Here is a 21358-nt window from a genome sequence, read left to right as displayed (position 1 = left end):
TGCTCCTGGCTATAATTATGAAAAACGAGGAGGACAATCGAATGAAAACAACCGATGCATTTTATATGAACTTTTCAGGTACAAATTATCAAGTAGGTGAGCAGCTTGCAGCATGGGTTTCCACACGGCCGGAAATAATGAACAAGCTATTGCTCCCACCTGACACCTTTCCACAAGATAAGCTTCTTGAAATCATGAATTTATTTAATCAATATTGCCCGGGGGTCAATGAAGAAATCGAGGGGTTTGCCGACAAACTGGGGATTGCGCCGGGACAGGTGCTGTTTTATGCAATGAGCTATCTTGAACGTGGCTGCAGTCTTATGGCTTCATTGCCTGAGAAAAATGAGGATGGTCATACCCTTATGGCTTGTACGTTTGACTTTAATGATGAACTTGAAGATTTATGTCTTACCTCAACCCGGGTCAATGGCAGGTATGCCCATACAAGTACATTAGGTAATATTTTTGGGCGTACAAATGGCATGAATGAGCATGGTTTGGCAGTCTGTCAGTCTTCAAACGGGATGCCTGTAGGAAATTTTGTGGGAGGATTGAAGGCGGCTGTTTCGGGCCTAACCTTCTGGTCGATTATTCGCAGTCTTTTGGAAAATTGCAAAAATATTGAACAGGCGCTTGTAAGCCTTAAAGAGATGCCTATTGGTTATAATCTGAATCTGCTATTAGCAGATGCAACTGGAAAAATCGCACTTTTTGAATGCTTGAATGGAAGCAAATCTTCTAAGACAGTGACTGCGGCGGACAAGGATGCTTACATATGCGCTACAAACCACACTGTGTTGCAGGAGTTGATATCACAAGAGAAAGTCCGTCTTGAAAATTCGGTACATCGGTACAGCCTCATTCAGAGTGCTTTTTCGGGGAATGAAAAAATGACAAAAGAAAAGATTAGAACGCTACTTACAAAAAACTATCCGGATGGTTTATGCTGTCATTACTATCAAGGTTTTTTCGGTCTGCTTCATGCTGTTATTTTTGATGTTGAGGACAGAACGGCGGAAATTGTCTTTGGCTCTCCGCAAAATAACCCTTGGAGGAAATTCAAAATAAATCAGTTTTGTGAGAACCGTGTTTTTCATTCTGTTTTGCCTTATGAAGAAGTTCCGGAAGGCTTCTATACTATGATTAACCTGTAACGGTTGGAGAGGAGGTGCCGCCGTGGAGTATTTTGAGCAAATAGAGCATGCTCTGGAATTTATTGAGCAGAATCTCAAAAATGAGATTACAGCTCCTGATGTCGCAGGCGCGGCGGCTTATTCCTATTCCCATTTTCATCGGGTGTTTGAAACGGCAGTGGGTGAAACGATGGGTGGGTATATCCGCTCACGCCGCTTATCCAAAGCCGCAGAGGAGCTATTGTATACTGACAAACGCATCATAGAGATTGCTCTTTCTTTTAGATTCGAGTCTCACGAGGCGTTCAGCCGTGCTTTTAAAAAGCTCTACAAGGTAACACCTATGCAGTATCGCATAAACAAAATAGACACCATTATAGGACGAAAAGCAGCATTAAGCTCTGACGCTCTTTTACACCGCCAGGGAGTGTTGTTGCAACCCGAAATTGTAATGGTTCCCGATATGCACCTTGTAGGCACGCGTTTTCCAGTGAGTATTGAAGAGAATAGCAGTATAGAGATGTGGCCTGTTTTCAATAACCGTATACATGAAATTAGAAATCGGGTTCAAAACTCAGCGCGGTATTGCATCTATGAAGCACATGAAAAATGTGATTATGATTCTTTCGATGCCCAGGCTGCAACTACCGCCTTTCTTGGTGTAGCAGTAATCGCCTATGATTCTATACCAGACGGCATGGTGCTGAAAAAATTTCGCGGCGGAAAATATGCACATTTCATCCATACCGGTACAACCGCTTCGCTCCTGTATACTTACCAATACATATGGGGTTCATGGATACCGTATAATAAAATTGAACTCGCGGAGAGAGATGATATAGAATGCTTCACTGAAAGATTTAAGGGTGCTGTGGACGAAACTTCTGAAACGGATATATACATTCCGATTAAATAGCAGCGGTGAAGTTGTTTCCACATATATGCGGATCTGTGGTATCATTATGCGTTATGACTTTTCATAGTTTTAATCACCACATGATATCAAAATATATGTATTGTAGATGAAGGAGACAACATGACTTTTAATGATTTGAAGCTTAACCCAGCGATCCTTAAGGCGCTCAGCCAGGAAAATTATACATCACCGACCCCGATTCAGGAGGAAGCCATACCCGCAGCCCTGGCCGGCAGGGACGTGCTTGGCTGCGCGCAGACCGGAACAGGCAAAACGGCCGCTTTTTCGCTGCCCATTATTCAGCTCCTGAGCCAGCAGCCTCCCGTAACCGGCGGGAAACGCCGCATCCGTTCGCTGATTCTTACACCGACAAGAGAGCTGGCTCTGCAAATTCTGGAAAATATCCAGGCCTACACCAAGTTCACCAGTATCCGTTCGGCGGCTATTGTCGGCGGCGTATCGCAGAAACCCCAAGAGCGGGCATTAAGCCAGGGTGTGGATATTCTGATTGCGACTCCGGGCCGCCTGATCGACCTGATCAGCCAGAAACATGCCGATTTGCAGTATGTGCAGTTCCTTGTGCTGGATGAAGCGGACCGCATGCTGGATATGGGTTTCATTCATGATGTGAAGCGGATCATCGCCAAGATGCCAAGCAAAAAACAAACGTTATTCTTCTCGGCTACGATGCCGGCAGAGATTTCAAATCTGGTCAAAACCCTGCTGGTCAATCCGGTGAAAATCGAGATTACCCCTGTCTCCTCAACGGTGGACAGAATCGAGCAATCCATCTATTTGCTGGAGAACGGTAACAAGCAGAAGCAATTGAATCGTCTGCTGCAGGACAAATCCATTGCCTCCGCACTGGTCTTCACCCGCACCAAACGCGGCGCAGACCGGGTAGCCCGCGATCTGGGCAAAATCAATATTACCGCTCAGGCGATTCACGGCAACAAATCACAGAATGAGCGGCAAAACGCGCTGCGCAACTTCAAAAGCGGAGCTACCCGCGTGCTCGTTGCTACGGATATCGCCGCCAGAGGGATTGATATTGACGAGCTGTCGCATGTCATCAACTTCAACCTGCCGAACATTCCGGAAACCTATGTTCACCGTATCGGCCGTACCGGCCGTGCCGGAATGAGCGGAGTTGCCATTTCCCTATGCGAAGCGGAAGAGCTTCCGTACCTCAAGGATATCCAGAAGCTGATCGGCAAGACGATCCCGGAGGTCAAGGACCATCCGTACCCGATGGCGCAGAGCGCTCTGGCACTGCTGAACGAACGCCCGGCAAAGGCGCCAGCGAAGCCGGTCAAAGCAAAGACCCATCCGGCGCGCAAGCCGAAGCAGGAGTGGTTCACGCAGGGCAACCGTCCGGGTGGCGGCTCCGGCGTAAGCAAGAGCGGCAGCAGACCGGGCGGTGATTCGGCCCGCAAGACAGGCGCCGGCGCAAGAGCCGGAAGTGCCGCCGTCAGCGGAGCTGGTTCTAGCAGCCGGGCAAGCGGTAAGAACGGCGGCGGCCAAAGCAGCAGATCCGCTGAACGGACCGGAGCCGGTCAGACCGGCAGACCTACCACAGGACAAGGCGGCAGACCTTCTGCCCAAGCTGGCAGACCTCAGTAAACTGGCAGGCCATTGAATTGGACAAACGGGGGGAATTCCCTCGTTTTCCCGATTCTGCATAGACTAGAACCTAAAAAGAAACCCAAGGTCTTCAAAAGGACCTGGGTTTCTGACAAGCTGACCTGCGCCAAGCGCGGGTTTTTTATATTCACATTAAATGATACATGCTCTTTAATTTCGATTGTAAGTCAATTAATAATAATGGAGGCTGAAAATTGACGTTTTGGTCAATAACGCAGGATATGGTTCGTATGTATTATATTCTTAATTGTGGTCTATCTGGTTGCACTACTCTACAGCATATGATATTTTTGTATGAAAATAACATCCTTTGTATACGATCTAAAGTTTGCCTGCAATATAAATATATACAAGGAATTGAAAGCGTTTTTTTTGACTATGTTTTACTAGGAATAGGCCAACAAACGACCGCCAGGGAAATGCGGTTGGGCTGTCTTTTTAACATAATCAAGAGAGCGCTTACAAATATTATTAAAGGAGAAAAATGAATGCGGGAAAAAATCATAATCATTGATGATGATACTGAAACTCGCAAGTTATTGGTTCAATCTTTACTAGAGCATGGATATGAAGCTGTTGGATATACTCACAGCGGACAAGCATTAGTCAGCTTCATACATTCTCATGATCCTGATTTAATTATTCTTGACCTGTCAATGCCAGGGGCGGGCGGCTTGAACTTATGCACGGAATTGCGCAAATTCAGCGATAAACCAGTGCTTTTTACAAGTCACCATACCGAAGATTATCTCAGGATTGAAGCCTTGAACCGGGGGGCAGATGAGTTTATTACCAAATCCTCCAGCTTTGAAGTATTGCACGCCCGAATCAGAGCGCACCTCCGTAGGTATAAACGGGCTTTCCCTGTTAATCAGCGTCATTTGATACTCTACCCAGGTCTGCAGATCGATCCTACTACCCACTCAGTAATGGCCTATGGCAAGGAAGTCTCTTTATCTTCTAAAGAATTCCGACTCCTTGTTGTTCTGGCAAAGAACCCGAATCGCGTATTCCACACCGAAACCTTATATGATCTTATTTGGAAAGACATTAAGCAAGGGGACCTACGAACCGTCATGGTTCATATTTATAACTTGCGGCAAAAAATTGAGAAAAACCCGAGTGAACCGATATATATCCATACTGTCAGAGGTGCCGGCTATAAGTTTAACGGATCGGCTTCACTAACACCGCTTATTGAATGATTTATGACTTTTCCTAAAACTTATTTCATTACTTTAACTAGACTTTAACATAAGTTGGTAAAATGGACTTGAGTGCAAACGATTGCAATCCGGATAAATCCAGCTCTTAGTATTATATCGCTTGCTGGTTTACGGATCACGTTACTCGTTTCACACCAAAAGGTACAGGAGGAGAAACAAGCTAATGGTAAAAAAGAGTTGCAAATTATTACTAAGCATAATGCTGCTCTGCTCAATGCTATGGAGCGTTGCAGTATTGCCAGTGGGCCAAGCAACAGCGGCCACAGTGACCCCGACAGCAACGGCCAAAGCAGCGCCTGCAGCAACCAGCCTGCCGGTTACTGACGAACAGAAATCAGCATACAGTGTCCCTGATGTTGTGAAAATCGGCAACGATGTACGGCAGCAAAAAGCAAGCCCATTCAGCTGGGATAATGCAAACGTTTACTTCGTCATGACAGACCGTTTCAGCAACGGTAATACCAGCAATGACGGCGCTTATGGCAGACCTAAGACAGATGCCTGGGGCTCGGATGTGGGTACATTCCACGGCGGAGATATTAAAGGTTTGACCAAGAAGCTGGAAGAAGGCTATTTCACAGATTTGGGTACAAATGCAATTTGGATCACAGCTCCTTGGGAACAAATGCACGGCTGGGTAGGCGGTAAAGATGGTGACTTTGCTCACTATGGCTACCATGGCTATTATGCACTTGATTTCACTGCAATGGACAAGAGCATGGGTACCATCGATGAAATGCGCGAGTTCGTTGACCTTGCTCATGCCAAGGGAATCCGCGTTGTCCTTGACGTGGTTATGAACCATGTTGCTTATCCGACACTTGTGGATATGGCGGAATACGGATACGGTGACCGCGGCGGACTTGCCGGGAACTGGACTCCCAACAAGGGCCTGGGCCAGAACTGGCACTCGCACAATAACATTATGAACACGAATAATTCGAGTGCTTGGGGTTCCTGGTGGGGCAGCAGCTGGATTCGCGCCAACAATATTGCGGGATACGATCAATGCGGCGGCAACGATCAGACGTTGTGCGTAGGTTTTCTGCCTGATATCAAGACGGAATCCATAAGCGGAACAGGCCTGCCACCGGTACTGAAAACGAAGTTCAACAAAGAAACAAGCGGTTACGACAACTGGATCGTTCCGGCTGCCAAGCAATACCGCAAAGACCTGAACGTCGCTCCTAAGGATTACATGATTAAGTGGCTGTCATCATGGGTCGAAGAATTCGGAATTGACGGTTTCCGTGTAGACACTGCGAAGCATGTTCAAGCAGATAGATGGAAAGAACTCAAGATAAGCGCAAGCAGTGCGCTTGCGAAGTGGAGACAGAACAACCCGACGAAACCAGGTGCAGATTGGACAGATAACTTTTGGATGACCGGGGAAGTTTGGGGGCATGGCCTTGGAAGAACCGGCACTTATTTCGATAACGGGTTTGATTCCTTAATCAACTTCTCCTTCCAAAGCTCAAATATGAGCGATCTGGAAGGTCTCTTCTCCCGATATGCAAGTGAATTAAACGGAGATCTGCCTAACTACAATATGCTCAGCTATCTTTCTTCCCACGATAGAGGGTTGTACAATCGTGGAAACCTGATTCAAGCAGGTACCGCGCTTCTGCTTCTTCCGGGAGGAGTGCAAACGTACTATGGAGATGAAACGGCAAGACCGCTCGGGCCTACCGGCTCTGACCCGGACCAAGGCGCACGCTCACAGATGAACTGGAGCGGCATTAACCAAGGTGTCCTGTCACACTGGCAGAAGATTGGACAATTCAGAAACAATCACATTGCAGTAGGTGCAGGAACTCATAAGAAAATTACAGACAGTCCGTATACGTTCTCACGTACCTATGAGGAAGGTGATATTCTGGATAAAGTAGTCGTGGCTACTGGAGCTTCTGGAACTGTGGAAGTGAATGTATCCGGCATCTTCCCGGATGGCACTACTGTACGCGATGCTTACACGCAGAACGAAGTGGTTGTAAGCGGAGGCAAGGCCAAATTTACCGCTGGAACCAACGGCGTTATTCTGATTGAAAATGTTGGCGTAAACAAGAAGTTCCCGGTTCTGACTGCTTCACGAGCTGGCGGTAAATTCAAAACCGAAACCACAACTGTAACGCTTTCGATCAAGAATGCGGACAGCGGCAAGTACACGCTGGATGGCAGTGATCCGAGTAACGGAACTGCATTTACCAATGGAACAACAATCACCATTGGCGCAGACATGGCCATTAATGATACGAAAACGCTGAAGATGTACGCCACGAATGAAAATGGCGAAGGTACGGCTTCGTACGAGTTCACGAAGGGCGATCCTAATGCCAAGCTGGAAGTCTACTTCAAGAAACCATCCGGATGGGGAACACCATCCATATACTTCTACGCCACAGCACCAAAGGATAATGACCCAACCTGGGCCACAGCTCCAGCTATGACAAGCGTTGGCGGAGAATGGTATGTCTACAGTTTCGACAAAGCTGAACAAGCTACAATTATCTTTAAAGACAACACAGGCAAACAAGTACCTGCCCAAAACCAAGCTGGATTCACCAGAACTGCAACAGGCTGGTATGACGGAAGCGCTTGGTCCGATACGGATCCGCGTGTCGTGACTAAACCGACGGCTCCATCAAACCTGGCTAGTTCTGTAAAGACAGACAAGACAGTAACATTAACTTGGAATGCATCCACTGACAGTTACGGAATTGCCGGTTACGACGTATACCGCAACAATGCGAAGGTTGGATCGTCAACAACAACAACTTATGCGGATACAGGCTTGACTGCAGAAACAACGTATACCTATAAAGTTATTGCAAAGAGCCAATCCGGCGGCACATCCGATCCAAGTAACGAGATCAGCGTTAAGACTAAGCCGTCTGGACAAGGCAATGACAACACCGCTACGATTTACTACAAAAAAGGATATACAGCTCCATACATCCATTATCGCGCTGAAGGTGGCAACTGGACAGCCGTTCCTGGCGTGAAAATGGCGGATTCTGAAATTCCGGGATATGCTGTGCACACGATTGACCTTGGAACCTCGGCAATACGCGCAGAGGTAGCATTCAACAATGGCAGCGGTCAATGGGATAACAACAATCAGAAGAACTATTTCTTCAACAAAGGCGACAATACCTATGATTCAGGTAAAGTGACCGCCGGTAAACCGGGAACTCCAAATCAGGGCAATAAAGTTACCGTTTATTACAAAGAGGGCTGGACAAATGTTAACATTCATTATCGCGCAGAGGGTGGCACTTGGACATCCGCTCCAGGCGTGAAGATGGAGAATGATTCATTGAACCCTGGCTACAAAATAATAACAGTTGATATTGGAACCGCTAGCCGTCTAGAAGCTTGCTTCAATAACGGAAGCAACGTTTGGGATAGCAACGGTCAGAAGAACTACTTCTTCAACGCGGGCGACAATATTTACATTCCTGGCAACAATAATGCTGCAGGACAAGTGAAGCTTGGGGAGAAACCGGTGGGAGCAGATACGATTGCTCCTTCAGTCCCAGCTAACCTGACTGGCAATCTCAGCAGTGGAACTCCTAAGACGATCACCTTGACTTGGGGGGCCTCAACTGACAATGTTGGCGTAGCAGATTATCAAATTACTCGTAAGGCTGGCACAAGCACGGAGATATTTACAGTAAATGCAACAACTTTCATCGACAGCACGGTAACGGAAGGTACGACTTACAAATACCAAGTCCGTGCTCGTGATGCTGCAAATAATTTCTCCGCTAACAGCAACGAAATAACCGTTGAAATTTCAGCCGGAACCGATACAGAGGCGCCTAGCGCTCCAGCCAGTTTTATATCGACCGGTAAGACAGCTTCAACGGTGAGTCTGTCTTGGGCAGCTTCAACAGATAATGTGGCTGTAGCAGGCTACGACATCTATCGTGGTGCAGTAAAAGTAGGAACATCAACAACTCCTGCATTCACGGATACCGGTTTGGCTGAAGAAACATCGTATACCTACACTGTAAAAGCTTTCGATGCTGCAAACAACTTCTCAGCAGCAAGCGCTGAGCTTACAGCGGTGACATTGAAAGGAACGATCGTTATTCCTGGTGGTGACAAGCCGTATTCCACTAACCCTTCATTTGGTAAACGCGTATCTACTCCAATCACAATTGATGGAACTAACAGTGGAGAATGGACAGATGACATGCTGATTGCTATCGACATGGCCGGTGATGATCCGCGTACACTTGGCAGCAATTGGTCTCTTCATGAATCGCCAATGGATCTTAGCCATCTGTGGGCAGCATGGGACAACGAGTTCCTGTATCTGGCTTGGCAGTATGTAGATGTTACAGACATCGTTGATCCTGCTAACGCTGGCTCTGCAGGCGGTACACCGATCCGCTCCATGGATATGCCGCAGACGATTGCCATTGATACGATTCGTGGTGCAGGCGCAACAAATGATATGTGGAAGAAGAATGGGAATCAGCCGCTCTGGGGCGGGCTGGATCTTCCTGATTATCAACTCAACATTGCTTCAAATATGTTCCACTCCGGTTACATTTCCAGAGCCGTAAACGGTGTGTTCCCTGTCGACGATGCCGGAGTGAACTATAAGACAGGCGCAGCAGCAGGAATTACCGTTAAATATGCTAAGGGCAAAGGTTATACATCCCTGTGGGGCGTGAAGGATGCTGATGATGTTAATGATCCAAGCAAGCTTGTAAACTTCATGGCACTTGGCCACGATCCAAATCGTGACACATTCTATGAAGCGAAAATTCCTCTCAGCGCACTCGGAAATCCGGATATTGAGAATGCAGGTATCGGCGTAATGCTGCACCAAGGCGAGTACTCGCCAATGGATACCCTTCCAAATGATCCAGCGACTTCGAACACGCCAGGGGTTTCGGATTCCAACTCTCCTAAAGAGTGGGGCGACATCGATTTATTGACTGCTCCATTCGCACGTATCGGCAGATAATAGCGGACGGCTATTATTGAATTACACATTCTCCGCAATAACACAAAGAGGCCGGCCAGTTTATTGGCTGACCTCTTTTCAATGAAATCTCATTAAGAATCGGCAAGAAAAACAGTCGTACCAAGGTAAGATATTCCCCGGGGAGAGATCCGTACCTATACGTTTATCGCCTATATAACAACAACCGCCCTGGACAGTCTTTGGCTGCGCCCTGGCGGTTGTTGTGTTGTGGAAACGGAAATATGCGGTTATGACGGCGGTGGTTACCCGGCGAGATAAGCCCCGAGTTCCTCGCGCAGTCCGGAGCTAATCGAGGTCATCGGCAGGCGGAGCGTATCCGAGGCAATCTCTCCATAGGCGCTCAGCAGCCATTTAATCGGAGCTGGATTGGACTCCTTAAAGAGCAGCTTCATCAGCGGCACAAGCTCGTTGAACGCTGCGGTGGCTTCCTCAAGCAGTCCGGCTTTGAATTGCTCGTAGATGCTGAGGAACCTTGCGGTATGCACGTTAGCCGAGGCCAGCATGCCTCCGGCGGCTCCACAGCCCAGCATATTCAGGAACTGCAGATCATCACCGCACAGCACCGGCTTCGAGCCGAGGCGGGACAGCTCGGAGACGAGCAGCGGCGAGCCGGAGCAGTCTTTGAGTCCTACAACGTTGTTCATGTCAAGAATGGTGCGTGCCGTATCGACGGTCATGCCGACTCCGGCGCGTCCCGGAATGTCATAGGCCATAACCGGGATTCCGACCTCTGCGGCTTTGCGGAAATGCTCGATAATTCCTTGCTGCGAAGGGCGGCTGTAATAAGGAACAACCACTAATACAGCGTCTGCACCCGAGTTAGCAGCAAGCTCTGTGCGGGCCACAGTGGAAGCCGTATCGTTAGTGCCGGTACCGATGACCAGCGGAATGCCGCTGGACTTCAATAATTCCCGTGAAGCGTTCACGAGTGTCTGCAATTCCTGTATGTTGACTGTCGGCGATTCTCCTGTTGTTCCATTAACGACCAGACCATGAATATTGTTCTTGATGATGTTGTTCACATAACGCTGATACGACTCGAGGTCAATTTCGCCAGCTTCTGTAAACGGGGTTACCACGGGAACATAGACTCCATAAATCTGTTCTTCTGTTAACATGAATATCGTCCTCCAACAATGTAAAATCCTTTTATCTTACTGTAGCATGGAATATTTCATCGGTGTTAGCTATAATAAGTGATATGGGTTATCAAAAATATTGATGTCAGGGTGAGGATATGGACTTAACATATATGCGCACCTTTCGTGAGGTGGCGAAGCGGCAGAGCTTTACGCGTGCGGCGGAAGAGCTGGGTTATGCGCAGTCCAGCGTAACGATGCAGATCCAGAAGATTGAGAAGGAATACGGGGTTCCACTGATGGAGCGGCATGGACGCGCACTCCGGCTGACTCCTCCAGGGGAAGAGCTGCTCAAGCTGTTCGTAGAGATTCTAGACTTATATGACCGCTCCAAAGAAACGATTGCCCAGCAGATCGGCGGAACCTTGACGATTGGGACGATTGATTCGCTCGCGGCCTTTTATTTACCGCCCTTCCTGCAGCAATTGCGGACAACGTTTCCCGGGCTGAATATCCATCTGCAGACCGAGCAGGAGGCCAATCTGATCACCAAGATCAGGGACGGCGAGGTGGACATCGGCCTGATGCTCGACCGCAGCACGACAGATTCACAGCTCGAGCGTATGATCATCAGGGATGAGCCGCTGGTGCTGGTGGCACCGAAGAGCCATCCGCTGGCCAAGCTGGACCGTGTGACGCTGCAGGACCTGAACAATTGCGAGTTGATCGTATCCGAGGAGAGCTGCATCTACCGCAGTATGTTCGAGAATCTGCTGCGGGAGCACGGGATTATTTTCCGTATCGGCTTTGAGCTGTCTAACCTGGAGGCGATCAAGCGCTGCGTGCGGAATGGGCTGGGCATTGCCCTGCTTCCGAGAATCGTAGCCGAAGAAGAGATTGAGCGCGGCAATTTGGCGGAGCTGTCCTTTGGACACCCGGAGATTCATTTCGATCTGCAGCTCTTGATCCACCCGAAGAAATGGAAATCACTGCCGCTGCAGTCGCTGATTCAAATGCTGCTGGCGGACGCGAAGGCCAAGGCTGAAGCGCTGTAAAGTGCGGCCTGCATGAGAGTAATGGAGGGGTATAATGAAAATACTGGAGCTTCCTATTGGATTTATGTTTAATGGTCAACAAAATTATATTTATCCAAGCCTGATTGTATCTGATAATGAATTAACCTTGGTTGACACGGGCTATACCAACTTTTTGCCTCTGATTGAAGCTGAGATTGTGAAAAACGGATATAACATGAACAATTTGAAAAATATCATTATCACCCACTACGATGATGACCATATCGGTTCTTTATACGAGTTCAAGGAAAAGTACCCTCTGGTTACTATTATTGCGAGCGATGTGGAAGCGGAATTTATCAGCGGTGAAGCGAAAGCTGAGAGATTAGCTCAAGCTGAAGCAATGCTGGACAATATGCCTGAGGAACAAAAAGAATTCGGAAATTGGTTCATTCAGCAATTGAAAGCTTTAAGACATGTTTCAGTCAATACAACCGTCCGTGATGGGGAATGGATTTTGCACGATTCATGTAAAATCATTGCAACGCCAGGGCATACGTCAGGCCATATTTCATTATATTTTCCTGAATTGGACAGTGTCATTACAGGAGATGCGGCAGTTAGAGAGGCGGATGAATTAGTTATTGCAAATCCGCAATTTTGTTTGGACCGGGAGAGCGCAGAGCAATCTTTGAACATTTTAAAAAATCTTCAGGCAAAACATTATTATTGCTACCACGGCGGAAATTAACAATATAAGGCGGAGAGAGGAAAGAAGAACAAGAGGTTATCGCTGCTGAGAACTCACTTGTTCTTCTTTTTCTATAATTAATTATCTGAAGCTATAACAGGAACACATATTTCGCACAAATGATTGTTAATCATCTCCACAGTGTATCTTTCTACAATAGGTTTGCCTGTGTCCATTTGATAACCGCTGCTCTGTAAAGCCGGGAATATTTCAGTCCATGCTCGTTGAATGGCTTCTGCTGTATGTGTGATTGTGAAGCTAACATATTTCCCTCCGGCAAATTCGCCTTCACCCATTGAAGCATCCACTTGATAATCCTTTGAAATGACAATACATACATCATATCTGCAGTTTTCAGGAAGTGTTGTTGCAGGATTGTCTTGCGGAATTCCGAATAGAATGGCTGATTCAGTTAGCAGATTGTTCTCCCTGGCCCATTTTTTTAGCTTTTCCATGGCTTGGGCATTGGCAGGACCATACGGACCAACTTGCCGCACATAGGCAATGCGATAATTTGGAAGAGTTTCGAGCTTCATATTCATAGTTTCATTTTCCTTTCTTTAACAATATTCACTGCAATTCGAATGCTAACATGATATAAAATTAGATTCATTCTTTTTTTTTAAAATGAGGAAAAAATAGTTTTTTGGAGGTGCCGGATGAGTGACATTATTGATTATTATTCAAGTAAGTAACGTTGACTGATTTAACACCAAGGTTAGTGAATGTGGCAAAGGAGAAAGCAATTGAACTCGGCTGAAGACCCCTATATATTGGGAGCAAACGCTTCACATCTGCTCTATATCGGCAGAAAAAAATAGTGATTCTGCGATGGAGGAGCGAACGGAGAACATGAACTCCACAAAAAAAGCAGTCTAAACCATCATCTTCCTGTTTTAGACTGCAGCTCATGTTTTCAATTAGGACTTAGCCAAGAAAGCGAATGGATTCCTTCGTTTTTTTTGCAAAAGCGACCGGATTGTCAATGGATTCCCAGTGAATGTACATCAAACGCGGTTTTTCGTTCAGCCAGTGATTATGGAGTGCAGTTACTTTGATGCCGTGTTTTTGCAGATTTCGGATCAGACGATTCGCCTGATTTTGAAAGAGAGCCGTTTCACCCAGACAAAGAGCGCGGCCCGACGGGTCCAGGGATTCGAACGAAAAGAGCTGATACCGCACTAAAGGCGACGTCGTTTTTCTCCCTAAAATAGTTGCGTTGAGCTGCCTTGCCCGGCTGACAAAGCATACAGGTCCTGGATCAATCTCATGTTCGCCGCCAAGAATTCTTGAGAACTGGTCACAGAGCCTTTTGAACTGTGGTGTTACTTTAATCTGAGCCATAAGGCACCTCCTTATAGTTACGGTGATATCTTATGGGATCACATTGGAAATGATTGTATAAATGCCTATTGCAATTCACCTAATAAGTCTCAAACTGCAGCAATATATTGACATCAAAAACGTTAATATGGTATATAAAAGGAAGTGTTAGCACTCATTAGAGTGGAGTGCTAATCATCCGGAAATGACCAGAAGTTATTTTTGAAAGGAGATTTATTTATTCATGGCCAAAAAAGAGTTTAAAGCCGAATCCAAACGATTGCTGGAAATGATGATTAACTCGATTTATACGCAGCGTGAGATTTTTCTGCGGGAACTGATTTCGAATGCAAGCGATGCCATTGACAAAATTTATTACAAAGCACTCGCCGATGATGCGCTGGTGTTCAATAAAGAGGATTATTTCATTAAAGTGACCGCCGACAAGGAGAGCCGCACGCTGACCATTTCCGATACGGGGATCGGGATGACTCAGGAGGAGCTGGAGAACAATCTGGGGATTATCGCGAACAGCGGCTCGTTTGCTTTTAAGAAGGATAATGAAGCGAAGGACGGCCACAACATCATCGGGCAGTTCGGGGTCGGCTTCTATTCCGCGTTTATGGTGGCAGACGATGTGACGGTAGTCAGTAAGGCGCTGGGCAGCGACCAGGCCTTCAAATGGGAATCCCAAGGCGCGGACGGCTACACCATTGAGCAGACAGAGAAGGACAGCGTGGGTACCGAAATTACGCTGAAGATCAAGCCTAACACTGAAGAAGACAACTACGATGAATTTCTGGAAGAATACCGCCTGAGATCCATCATCAAGAAATATTCCGATTTCATCCGTTTCCCGATCAAGATGGACATCACCGGCAGCAAGCCGAAGGAAGGCAGCGAAGGCGAGTTCGAGGAAACCAAGGAAGAGCAAACCATCAACAGCATGGTGCCGATCTGGCGCAAGAACAAAAGCGAGCTGACCGAAGAGGACTACAATAACTTTTACACAGAGAAACGTTATGGCTTCGACAAGCCGCTGAAGCACATCCACATCAGTGCCGACGGTGCAGTGGTCTACAACGCGATCCTGTTCATTCCAGAGAACACACCGTTCGACTATTACACCAAGGAATACGAAAAAGGCCTGGAGCTCTACTCCAACGGCGTGCTGATCATGAACAAATGCGGCGACCTGCTGCCGGACTACTTCAGCTTCGTCAAAGGGATGGTCGATTCCGAGGATCTGTCTCTGAACATTTCCCGCGAGCTGCTTCAGCATGACCGTCAATTGACGCTGATTGCCAAGAACATCAAGAGCAAGATCAAGAGCCAGCTTCTGAGCCTGCTGAAGGATGAGAGAGAGAAATATGAGAAGTTCTATACCTCTTTTGGCAGACAGCTTAAGTTCGGGGTCTACAATGACTATGGCATGGAAAAAGAAACCCTTCAGGACCTGCTGATGTTCTACTCCTCCAAGGAGAAGAAACAGGTGACGCTGGCCGAATACGTGGAAAGAATGCCGGAAGATCAGAAGTATATCTACTATGCTTCCGGGGAATCGGTAGAACGGATCGAGAAGCTGCCGCAGACCGAATTGGTATCGGACAAGGGTTATGAAATTCTCTATTTCACCGACGATATTGATGAATTCGCGATCAAGATGATCATGTCCTACAAGGAAAAAGAATTCAAGAACGTATCCAGCGGCGATCTGGGCATTGAAGAGAATGCCGACGACAAGCCATCGGAAGCGGAAGAAAATGAGAACAAGGAATTGTTCGAGGCCATGAAGGGTTTCCTCTCCGGCAAAGTGAAGGACGTCAAGGCATCCAAACGCCTGAAGTCCCATCCGGTGTGCCTCTCCACGGAAGGCGAGCTGACGATTGAGATGGAGAAAATCCTCAAAGCGATGCCTAACGGCCAGGAAGTGCAGGCGGACAAGGTGCTGGAAATCAACATTCACCATGATGTCTTCAAATCCCTGAAGGCTGCAGCCGAAGGTGATAAGGAGAAACTGGGCCTGTACACGAACCTGCTCTACAACCAGGCGCTGTTGATCGAAGGTCTTCAGGTGAGTGATCCAGTGCAGTTCACTAACGATATTTGCAAAATCATGATCTAATCCGCGGCGGCTGCGCCCCGTATTAGGAAGCTTAACCCGTCTCCGGTGCTGACCGGGGCGGGTTTTTTGAAATTAATAACAAAATAATTAAATGAACAGAACAGCGGCCGGAAGTCCAAACATTCCCCGTAGTGATGACCATAACCCAGGATATAAAAATCTAAAGTTCAGTTTATTTAATCGAAAAACTCCATATGAGTCTTTTCCTGTCTATAGTAATTCAATCTGTCCTGCAAAGTCCCTGTATGAAGCTCAAATTTATGACCGTCCGGGTCCGTGAAGTAAATGGACTGCTTGTCTTTTATATCTCTGGGGCGACCGGATAAGATGTTTACATTCATTTTTAGCAGCTTCTCGTACATCTTTTCCAACTCGTCTTCTTCAATTGAAAAAGCAATATGCGTGTAGGATTGGCTGATTTCATTGCGGGGGATATCTTTTTCCTCATTGAGGGCGAGCCACATTCCCTTCAAATCAAAGTAGGCGGTGCTTCTGCCTTTGACCAGCAATTTTGCATCAAATACATTATTGTAGAATGCGATGGAGTTTTCCAGATTTGAAACTGAAAATAAAAAATGATTAAGCCCTTTTATTGACACTATGATCACCTCTAGCATTTAGTTGTTAATGCTGCTATTTCTGAAAGTTCTCGATGAACTTCTCAGCCAGGGAGGACAGGTATTTGTCCTTCATCCAGACTGCGGCTACACGGGTATTCAGTGAATCGCTGACAATTTCTTTGAATATCAGGCTGCTGTTATTGGCGAGGTTGAAGGCGGACCTTGGGATGATGCCGATGCCCAGGCCGGCGTTGGCCCAGAGCAGGGTGGTGCGGGCGTCGTCGTTCATGCAGAATACTTGCGGATCGAAGCCGTGCTCAAGGCACGTCTCGCGGATCAGCTGCTCGAAGCGGCGGTAGATGATAAGCGGTCTGCTCCTCAGTTCGCCGATATCAATTGCCGGCTTCCCGACGGTCCAGTCATAATCAGGTGTCATGACGGCAATCATAGGTTCAGAGGCGGTATAGACACACTCCAGGCCGCTACTACTGAACGGGGTCCGCACGATGCCGACTTCGACAATGCCTTTGTTCAGCAGGTCGAGGATCCGGTAGGTATTGCCTTCATGAATCTCAAATTTAACCCCGGAGTAGACCTGGTGGAACTCAAGCAGCCGTTCCTGGAGCAGCGTTGCCGCAGAAGAGGAGACGGTGCCGATGGAGAGCGTGCCATATATGCCTTTGACAAAATCCTTAAGCTCCCGGGTGGTGGAATCGGTCAGGTCCAGAATTTGCTGTGCCCGTTCTCGCAGGATCATCCCGGCCTCCGTAAGCTGTATGCTGCGCGGCCCGCGCTCCACGAGCTTGACTCCCAGCTCTTCCTCCAGCAGCTTGAGCTGTTGGCTGAGCGGGGGCTGAGCCATTTGCAGCTTTCTTGCTGCTGATGTAATTTGTCCTTCCTCGGCAATAGCCAGGAAGTATTTAAGCTGGCGTATATCCATAAGCTAACCTCCGGTTTGTGATTGGTTGGTATATGAAAAACATATCGCATAGATACGAAACCAATATTATTAATATGTAAGCAGGTATGACATAATCATAACGGGTCTTCTATATTTTTCATAGCTTTTTACATACTACTTAAGTTAGGTGAGGATTACTGTGTTCAAAATTGCCGCATTTCTTAAGCCGTACCGCAAGGAAGTGATTATCGGGCCAATCTTCAAGCTGCTGGAGGCGATTCTGGAGCTGCTGCTGCCGACAATTGTGGCGCTGATCGTCAACAACGGGATCGGCCGCCATGACAGCGGTTATGTGTACCGGATGGGCGGGCTGATGGTGGTGATGTCTTTGCTCGGCTTCGGCTGCTCGCTGGTCTGCCAATATTATGCCGCCCGTGCTTCGCAGGGGTTCGGCACTTCGCTGCGCAATAAGATGTTCAAGCATATTTCGTCGCTGTCCTATGCCGAGCTGGACATCTTCGGCACGCCTTCGCTGATCAACCGGATCACAAATGATGTGAACCAGTTGCAGCTTGCGGTAGCGATGCTGATCCGCCTTGTCATCCGCGCGCCGTTCATCTGCATCGGGGCAATCATCATGTCGATGATTCTCGACTTCCGTTTGTCGCTGATTCTGCTCGCGGCGACTCCGGTTATTGGTGTGATTCTGTACTTCATTATTACACGCAGCTCGCCGCTGTACCGTAAATACCAGCAGAAGCTGGATCATATGGCGCTGGTGCTCAGCGAGAATCTGTCCGGCATCCGCGTGATCCGCGCCTTTGCCAAGAGCCGCAGGGAGAAGCAGCGCTTCGATGCCTCTTCAGAGGATCTGACGGCGACGGCTATCCGCGTCGGCCGCATTTCCGCCTGGCTGGGGCCAATGACCACGCTGGTGGTCAATGCGGCGATTATCGCCATTCTCTGGGCAGGCGGCATCCATATTGATGCCGGACGGCTGTCCCAAGGTGAAATTATCGCTTTTATCAACTACGTAACCCAGATTCTGCTGGCGCTCATTGTCGTCTCCAATCTGGTCATTCTTTTCACCAAAGCTGCCTCTTCTGCCAACCGTGTAAACGAAGTGCTGGCTGTTCAATCTTCCGTTGTGGATACAGGGAATCAAGTGCTTCCACCGGCAGATCAGCAGGCTCCGGCGATTGTCTTCGAGCATGTCTCGTTCGGCTACAACACCACCGGTGAGCTGGCGCTGCACGACATTTCGGTAACCATTCGGCGCGGAGAGACGGTCGGGCTGATCGGCAGCACAGGCTCCGGGAAGTCAACCTTCGTGAATCTGATCCCGCGTTTCTATGACGCGGTAGAGGGCGAAATCCGGGTAGATGGCATAAACGTCAAGGATTATGGGCTGGAACAACTGCGGAGCAGAATCGGCATCGTGCCGCAGAAGGCGACGCTTTTCAGCGGCACGATTGCAGACAATATCCGCTGGGGCAAGCAGGATGCCACACCTGATGAGCTGATGCAAGCTGCCGCTGTCGCCCAGGCCGAGGAATTCATTCAGAAGCTGCCCGAAGGGCTTGCTACTCCGGTTGCCCGGGGAGGCATGAACCTCTCCGGCGGACAGAAGCAGCGGCTGACCATTGCCCGCGCCATCGCCATGCGCCCGCAGATTCTTATTCTGGACGATTCTTCCAGCGCCCTTGATTTCGCCACCGACGCAGCGCTGCGCCGGGAACTGAAAGAGAACAGCCGGGATGCAACCGTCCTGCTCGTCTCCCAGCGGGTAAGCACCGTGCGCCAGGCGGAGCAGATTATCGTTTTCGACGAAGGACGGATTGCCGGCATCGGCACACATGAAGAATTATTGAAGAGCTGCGGAGTGTATCAGGACATCTGTGAGTCCCAGCTATCTAGTGAGGAGGTGGGCGCGCGATGAATGCCGGAGCAACCTGGAAGAGAATTATTAGCTATACAAAACAACATAGGAACATCGCCATTGTCGCTGTATTCTGCGCCATACTGAGCGTACTCGCCAGTCTGATAGGCCCGCTCCTGATTGGCCGCGCTGTGGATAAGATGCTCGGTCCGGGGCAAGTGGACTTTGAGGGAGTTCTCCGGCTGCTGCTGGTTCTGGCTATAGTCTACATTGTCGGCGGCTTCTTCGGCTGGGTGTTGACCTATTACACGAACCGGATCGCCTACCGGACGGTCTACGATTTGCGGCGTGAGCTGTTTGACAAGCTGAACGTGCTGCCGCTGAAGTTCCATGACAACCATCCCCAAGGGGACAGCATCAGCCGCTTCGTTAACGATATGGATGCTGTCTCGGATGGATTGCTGCAGGGCTTCTCCACACTGCTGACCGGGGTCGTGACTATTGCCGGCGCCATCGGCTTGATGCTCTATATCAGTCCGGTAATGACACTCGTTGTGCTGCTCTCGGCACCGGCAACCTTTTATGTCGCCCGTTTTATTACTACACGTTCCCAGAAGCTGTTCCGGGAGCAGGCCAAAATTCTGGGCGGACTGAATGGTTATGTGGAGGAGATTGTCGGGGGCCAGAAGGTCGTTCAGGCGTACCGGTATGAGGAGCGCAGCTTTGCCCGTTTCTCCGAACGAAATAACGAGCTGTATCAAACCGGTGTCAAATCGCAGTTCTACGGCTCGCTGTCCAATCCAACCACACGGCTGGTGAACAATATTACCTTCTCGGTGATTGCGATGATCGGCAGCGCGCTGGTGATCGGGGGACATTTCTCGGTGGGGGATCTCTCCAGCTTCCTGATCTATTCGAACCTGTTCGCGAAGCCGTTCAACGAAATCACCAGTGTGATCACCCAGCTTCAGTCGGCCACGGCTTCGGCACAGCGGATTTTTGCGATTCTGGACATGAAGCCGGAAACGCCGGATGCCGAAGGGGCGCATGTGCTGGGCGTAAGCCAAGGTACCATCACCTTTGATAAGGTAAGCTTCGCTTATACCCCTGAGCGTCCGCTGATCAAAAACTTCAGCTTGGAAGTGAAGCCGGGTACGCGTGTTGCAATTGTCGGACAGACAGGGGCCGGGAAAACAACGCTGGTCAACCTGCTGATGCGTTTCTATGATGTGGACAGCGGCACGATCAAGATTGATGGGGTAGATATCACCTCCATTACCCGCGACAGCCTGCGCCGCAATTTCGGGATGGTGCTGCAGGAGACCTGGCTGTACGGCGGGTCGATCCGCGATAATATTGCTTACGGCAAGCCGGAGGCGACAGAGGAAGAAGTGATTGCCGCCGCCAAGGCTGCGAACGCCCATAGCTTCATCAAGCGGCTGCCCGAAGGTTATGCCACGAAGATTTCCGGCTCAGGAGACAATCTGTCCCAAGGGCAGAAGCAGCTGCTTACTATCGCCCGCGTCATGCTTGTCGATCCGCCGATGCTGATCCTGGACGAAGCCACCAGCAGTATCGACACCCTGACCGAGGCACGTATCCAGAAGGCCTTTCTTACGATGATCTCCGGGCGCACCAGCTTCGTGATTGCCCACCGGCTGTCCACGATCCGTGAGGCGGATGTGATTCTCTATATGAAGGACGGCGATATCGTCGAGAGCGGCACACATGAGCAGCTTCTGGAGAGCGGCGGCCATTATGCCCGGCTGTATAACAGCCAGTTTGCGGCGGTGTAGCTTT

15 protein-coding genes are annotated in these 21358 nt (G+C 48.7%); 10 read left to right on the top strand and 5 right to left on the bottom strand.

Annotation, left to right across the window (positions count from 1 at the left end):
- Nucleotides 1–41 precede the first annotated feature (41 nt).
- The 5 genes from AC0LWN_RS04560 (at nucleotide 42) to AC0LWN_RS04540 (ending at nucleotide 9903) form a co-directional block, all read left to right on the top strand.
- Nucleotides 42–1157 (top strand): C45 family autoproteolytic acyltransferase/hydrolase, encoded by a 1116-nt coding sequence (locus AC0LWN_RS04560; RefSeq protein ID WP_474663406.1) that lies wholly within the window; start codon nucleotides 42–44, stop codon nucleotides 1155–1157.
- A 22-nt stretch (nucleotides 1158–1179) separates the two neighbouring features.
- Nucleotides 1180–2052 carry a helix-turn-helix domain-containing protein gene (locus tag AC0LWN_RS04555; RefSeq protein ID WP_474663405.1) on the top strand — a complete coding sequence of 291 codons (873 nt, stop codon included), beginning with the start codon at nucleotides 1180–1182 and terminating at the stop codon, nucleotides 2050–2052.
- Between the two features lie 120 nt (nucleotides 2053–2172).
- The gene (locus AC0LWN_RS04550) at nucleotides 2173–3675 is read left to right on the top strand and encodes a DEAD/DEAH box helicase (RefSeq protein WP_474663404.1); all 1503 of its coding nucleotides are present in this window, start codon (nucleotides 2173–2175) and stop codon (nucleotides 3673–3675) included.
- 509 nt (nucleotides 3676–4184) lie between these two features.
- Nucleotides 4185–4901: a response regulator transcription factor gene (locus AC0LWN_RS04545; protein ID WP_474663403.1), complete on the top strand. Its 717-nt coding sequence runs from the start codon at nucleotides 4185–4187 to the stop codon at nucleotides 4899–4901.
- A gap of 262 nt (nucleotides 4902–5163) precedes the next feature.
- On the top strand, nucleotides 5164–9903 hold the full coding sequence (locus tag AC0LWN_RS04540) for a carbohydrate binding domain-containing protein (protein WP_474663586.1): 4740 nt from the start codon (nucleotides 5164–5166) through the stop codon (nucleotides 9901–9903).
- Between the two features lie 263 nt (nucleotides 9904–10166).
- On the opposite strand, the gene dapA is transcribed toward AC0LWN_RS04540, so the two are convergent.
- Entirely contained in the window at nucleotides 10167–11042 is an 876-nt protein-coding gene (gene dapA / locus AC0LWN_RS04535; protein WP_474663402.1) for a 4-hydroxy-tetrahydrodipicolinate synthase, read from the bottom strand.
- 119 nt (nucleotides 11043–11161) lie between these two features.
- On the opposite strand from dapA, the gene AC0LWN_RS04530 reads away from it, so the two are divergent.
- Both AC0LWN_RS04530 and AC0LWN_RS04525 read left to right on the top strand, forming a co-directional pair.
- Entirely contained in the window at nucleotides 11162–12058 is an 897-nt protein-coding gene (locus AC0LWN_RS04530) for a LysR family transcriptional regulator (protein ID WP_474663401.1), read from the top strand.
- Between the two features lie 34 nt (nucleotides 12059–12092).
- Nucleotides 12093–12770, top strand: coding sequence for an MBL fold metallo-hydrolase (locus AC0LWN_RS04525; protein ID WP_474663400.1), 678 nt, complete (start codon nucleotides 12093–12095; stop codon nucleotides 12768–12770).
- 77 nt (nucleotides 12771–12847) lie between these two features.
- On the opposite strand, the gene AC0LWN_RS04520 is transcribed toward AC0LWN_RS04525, so the two are convergent.
- Both AC0LWN_RS04520 and AC0LWN_RS04515 read right to left on the bottom strand, forming a co-directional pair.
- Nucleotides 12848–13312 carry an AraC family transcriptional regulator gene (locus AC0LWN_RS04520; RefSeq protein WP_474663399.1) on the bottom strand — a complete coding sequence of 155 codons (465 nt, stop codon included), beginning with the start codon at nucleotides 13310–13312 and terminating at the stop codon, nucleotides 12848–12850.
- Between the two features lie 385 nt (nucleotides 13313–13697).
- Entirely contained in the window at nucleotides 13698–14114 is a 417-nt protein-coding gene (locus tag AC0LWN_RS04515; protein ID WP_474663398.1) for a DUF1259 domain-containing protein, read from the bottom strand.
- A 223-nt stretch (nucleotides 14115–14337) separates the two neighbouring features.
- Between AC0LWN_RS04515 and htpG the strand changes: the two genes are divergently transcribed.
- Nucleotides 14338–16218: a molecular chaperone HtpG gene (gene htpG, locus AC0LWN_RS04510; RefSeq protein ID WP_474663397.1), complete on the top strand. Its 1881-nt coding sequence runs from the start codon at nucleotides 14338–14340 to the stop codon at nucleotides 16216–16218.
- A gap of 176 nt (nucleotides 16219–16394) precedes the next feature.
- Here the strand turns inward: htpG and fosM are convergent, their stop codons facing one another.
- Together fosM and AC0LWN_RS04500 are read right to left on the bottom strand one after the other, a co-directional pair.
- Nucleotides 16395–16835, bottom strand: coding sequence for a FosM family fosfomycin resistance protein (gene fosM / locus AC0LWN_RS04505; RefSeq protein WP_474663396.1), 441 nt, complete (start codon nucleotides 16833–16835; stop codon nucleotides 16395–16397).
- A 16-nt stretch (nucleotides 16836–16851) separates the two neighbouring features.
- The gene (locus AC0LWN_RS04500; RefSeq protein WP_474663395.1) at nucleotides 16852–17718 is read right to left on the bottom strand and encodes a LysR family transcriptional regulator; all 867 of its coding nucleotides are present in this window, start codon (nucleotides 17716–17718) and stop codon (nucleotides 16852–16854) included.
- A gap of 160 nt (nucleotides 17719–17878) precedes the next feature.
- Here AC0LWN_RS04500 and AC0LWN_RS04495 point away from each other — a divergent pair, with 160 nt between their 5' ends.
- Nucleotides 17879–19618 carry an ABC transporter ATP-binding protein gene (locus tag AC0LWN_RS04495; RefSeq protein ID WP_474663394.1) on the top strand — a complete coding sequence of 580 codons (1740 nt, stop codon included), beginning with the start codon at nucleotides 17879–17881 and terminating at the stop codon, nucleotides 19616–19618.
- Nucleotides 19615–21354: an ABC transporter ATP-binding protein gene (locus AC0LWN_RS04490; protein WP_474663393.1), complete on the top strand. Its 1740-nt coding sequence runs from the start codon at nucleotides 19615–19617 to the stop codon at nucleotides 21352–21354. The genes AC0LWN_RS04495 and AC0LWN_RS04490 overlap by 4 nt, the downstream gene beginning before the upstream one ends.
- The last annotated feature ends 4 nt before the right edge of the window (nucleotides 21355–21358 follow it).

The organism is Paenibacillus sp. sgz302115 (assembly GCF_056120445.1).
Note: the sequence above shows the minus strand (reverse complement) of the source record. Positions and strands in the feature narration are given on the sequence as shown.

Coding starts and splice junctions, on each gene's coding strand:
- htpG (WP_474663397.1), top strand. CDS start 14,338: ATGGCCAAAAAAGAGTTTAAAGCCGAATCCAAACGATTGCTGGAAATG.
- AC0LWN_RS04545 (WP_474663403.1), top strand. CDS start 4,185: ATGCGGGAAAAAATCATAATCATTGATGATGATACTGAAACTCGCAAG.
- AC0LWN_RS04530 (WP_474663401.1), top strand. CDS start 11,162: ATGGACTTAACATATATGCGCACCTTTCGTGAGGTGGCGAAGCGGCAG.
- AC0LWN_RS04490 (WP_474663393.1), top strand. CDS start 19,615: ATGAATGCCGGAGCAACCTGGAAGAGAATTATTAGCTATACAAAACAA.
- AC0LWN_RS04520 (WP_474663399.1), bottom strand. CDS start 13,312: ATGAATATGAAGCTCGAAACTCTTCCAAATTATCGCATTGCCTATGTG.
- AC0LWN_RS04560 (WP_474663406.1), top strand. CDS start 42: ATGAAAACAACCGATGCATTTTATATGAACTTTTCAGGTACAAATTAT.
- dapA (WP_474663402.1), bottom strand. CDS start 11,042: ATGTTAACAGAAGAACAGATTTATGGAGTCTATGTTCCCGTGGTAACC.
- AC0LWN_RS04550 (WP_474663404.1), top strand. CDS start 2,173: ATGACTTTTAATGATTTGAAGCTTAACCCAGCGATCCTTAAGGCGCTC.
- AC0LWN_RS04515 (WP_474663398.1), bottom strand. CDS start 14,114: ATGGCTCAGATTAAAGTAACACCACAGTTCAAAAGGCTCTGTGACCAG.
- AC0LWN_RS04500 (WP_474663395.1), bottom strand. CDS start 17,718: ATGGATATACGCCAGCTTAAATACTTCCTGGCTATTGCCGAGGAAGGA.
- AC0LWN_RS04525 (WP_474663400.1), top strand. CDS start 12,093: ATGAAAATACTGGAGCTTCCTATTGGATTTATGTTTAATGGTCAACAA.
- fosM (WP_474663396.1), bottom strand. CDS start 16,835: ATGCTAGAGGTGATCATAGTGTCAATAAAAGGGCTTAATCATTTTTTA.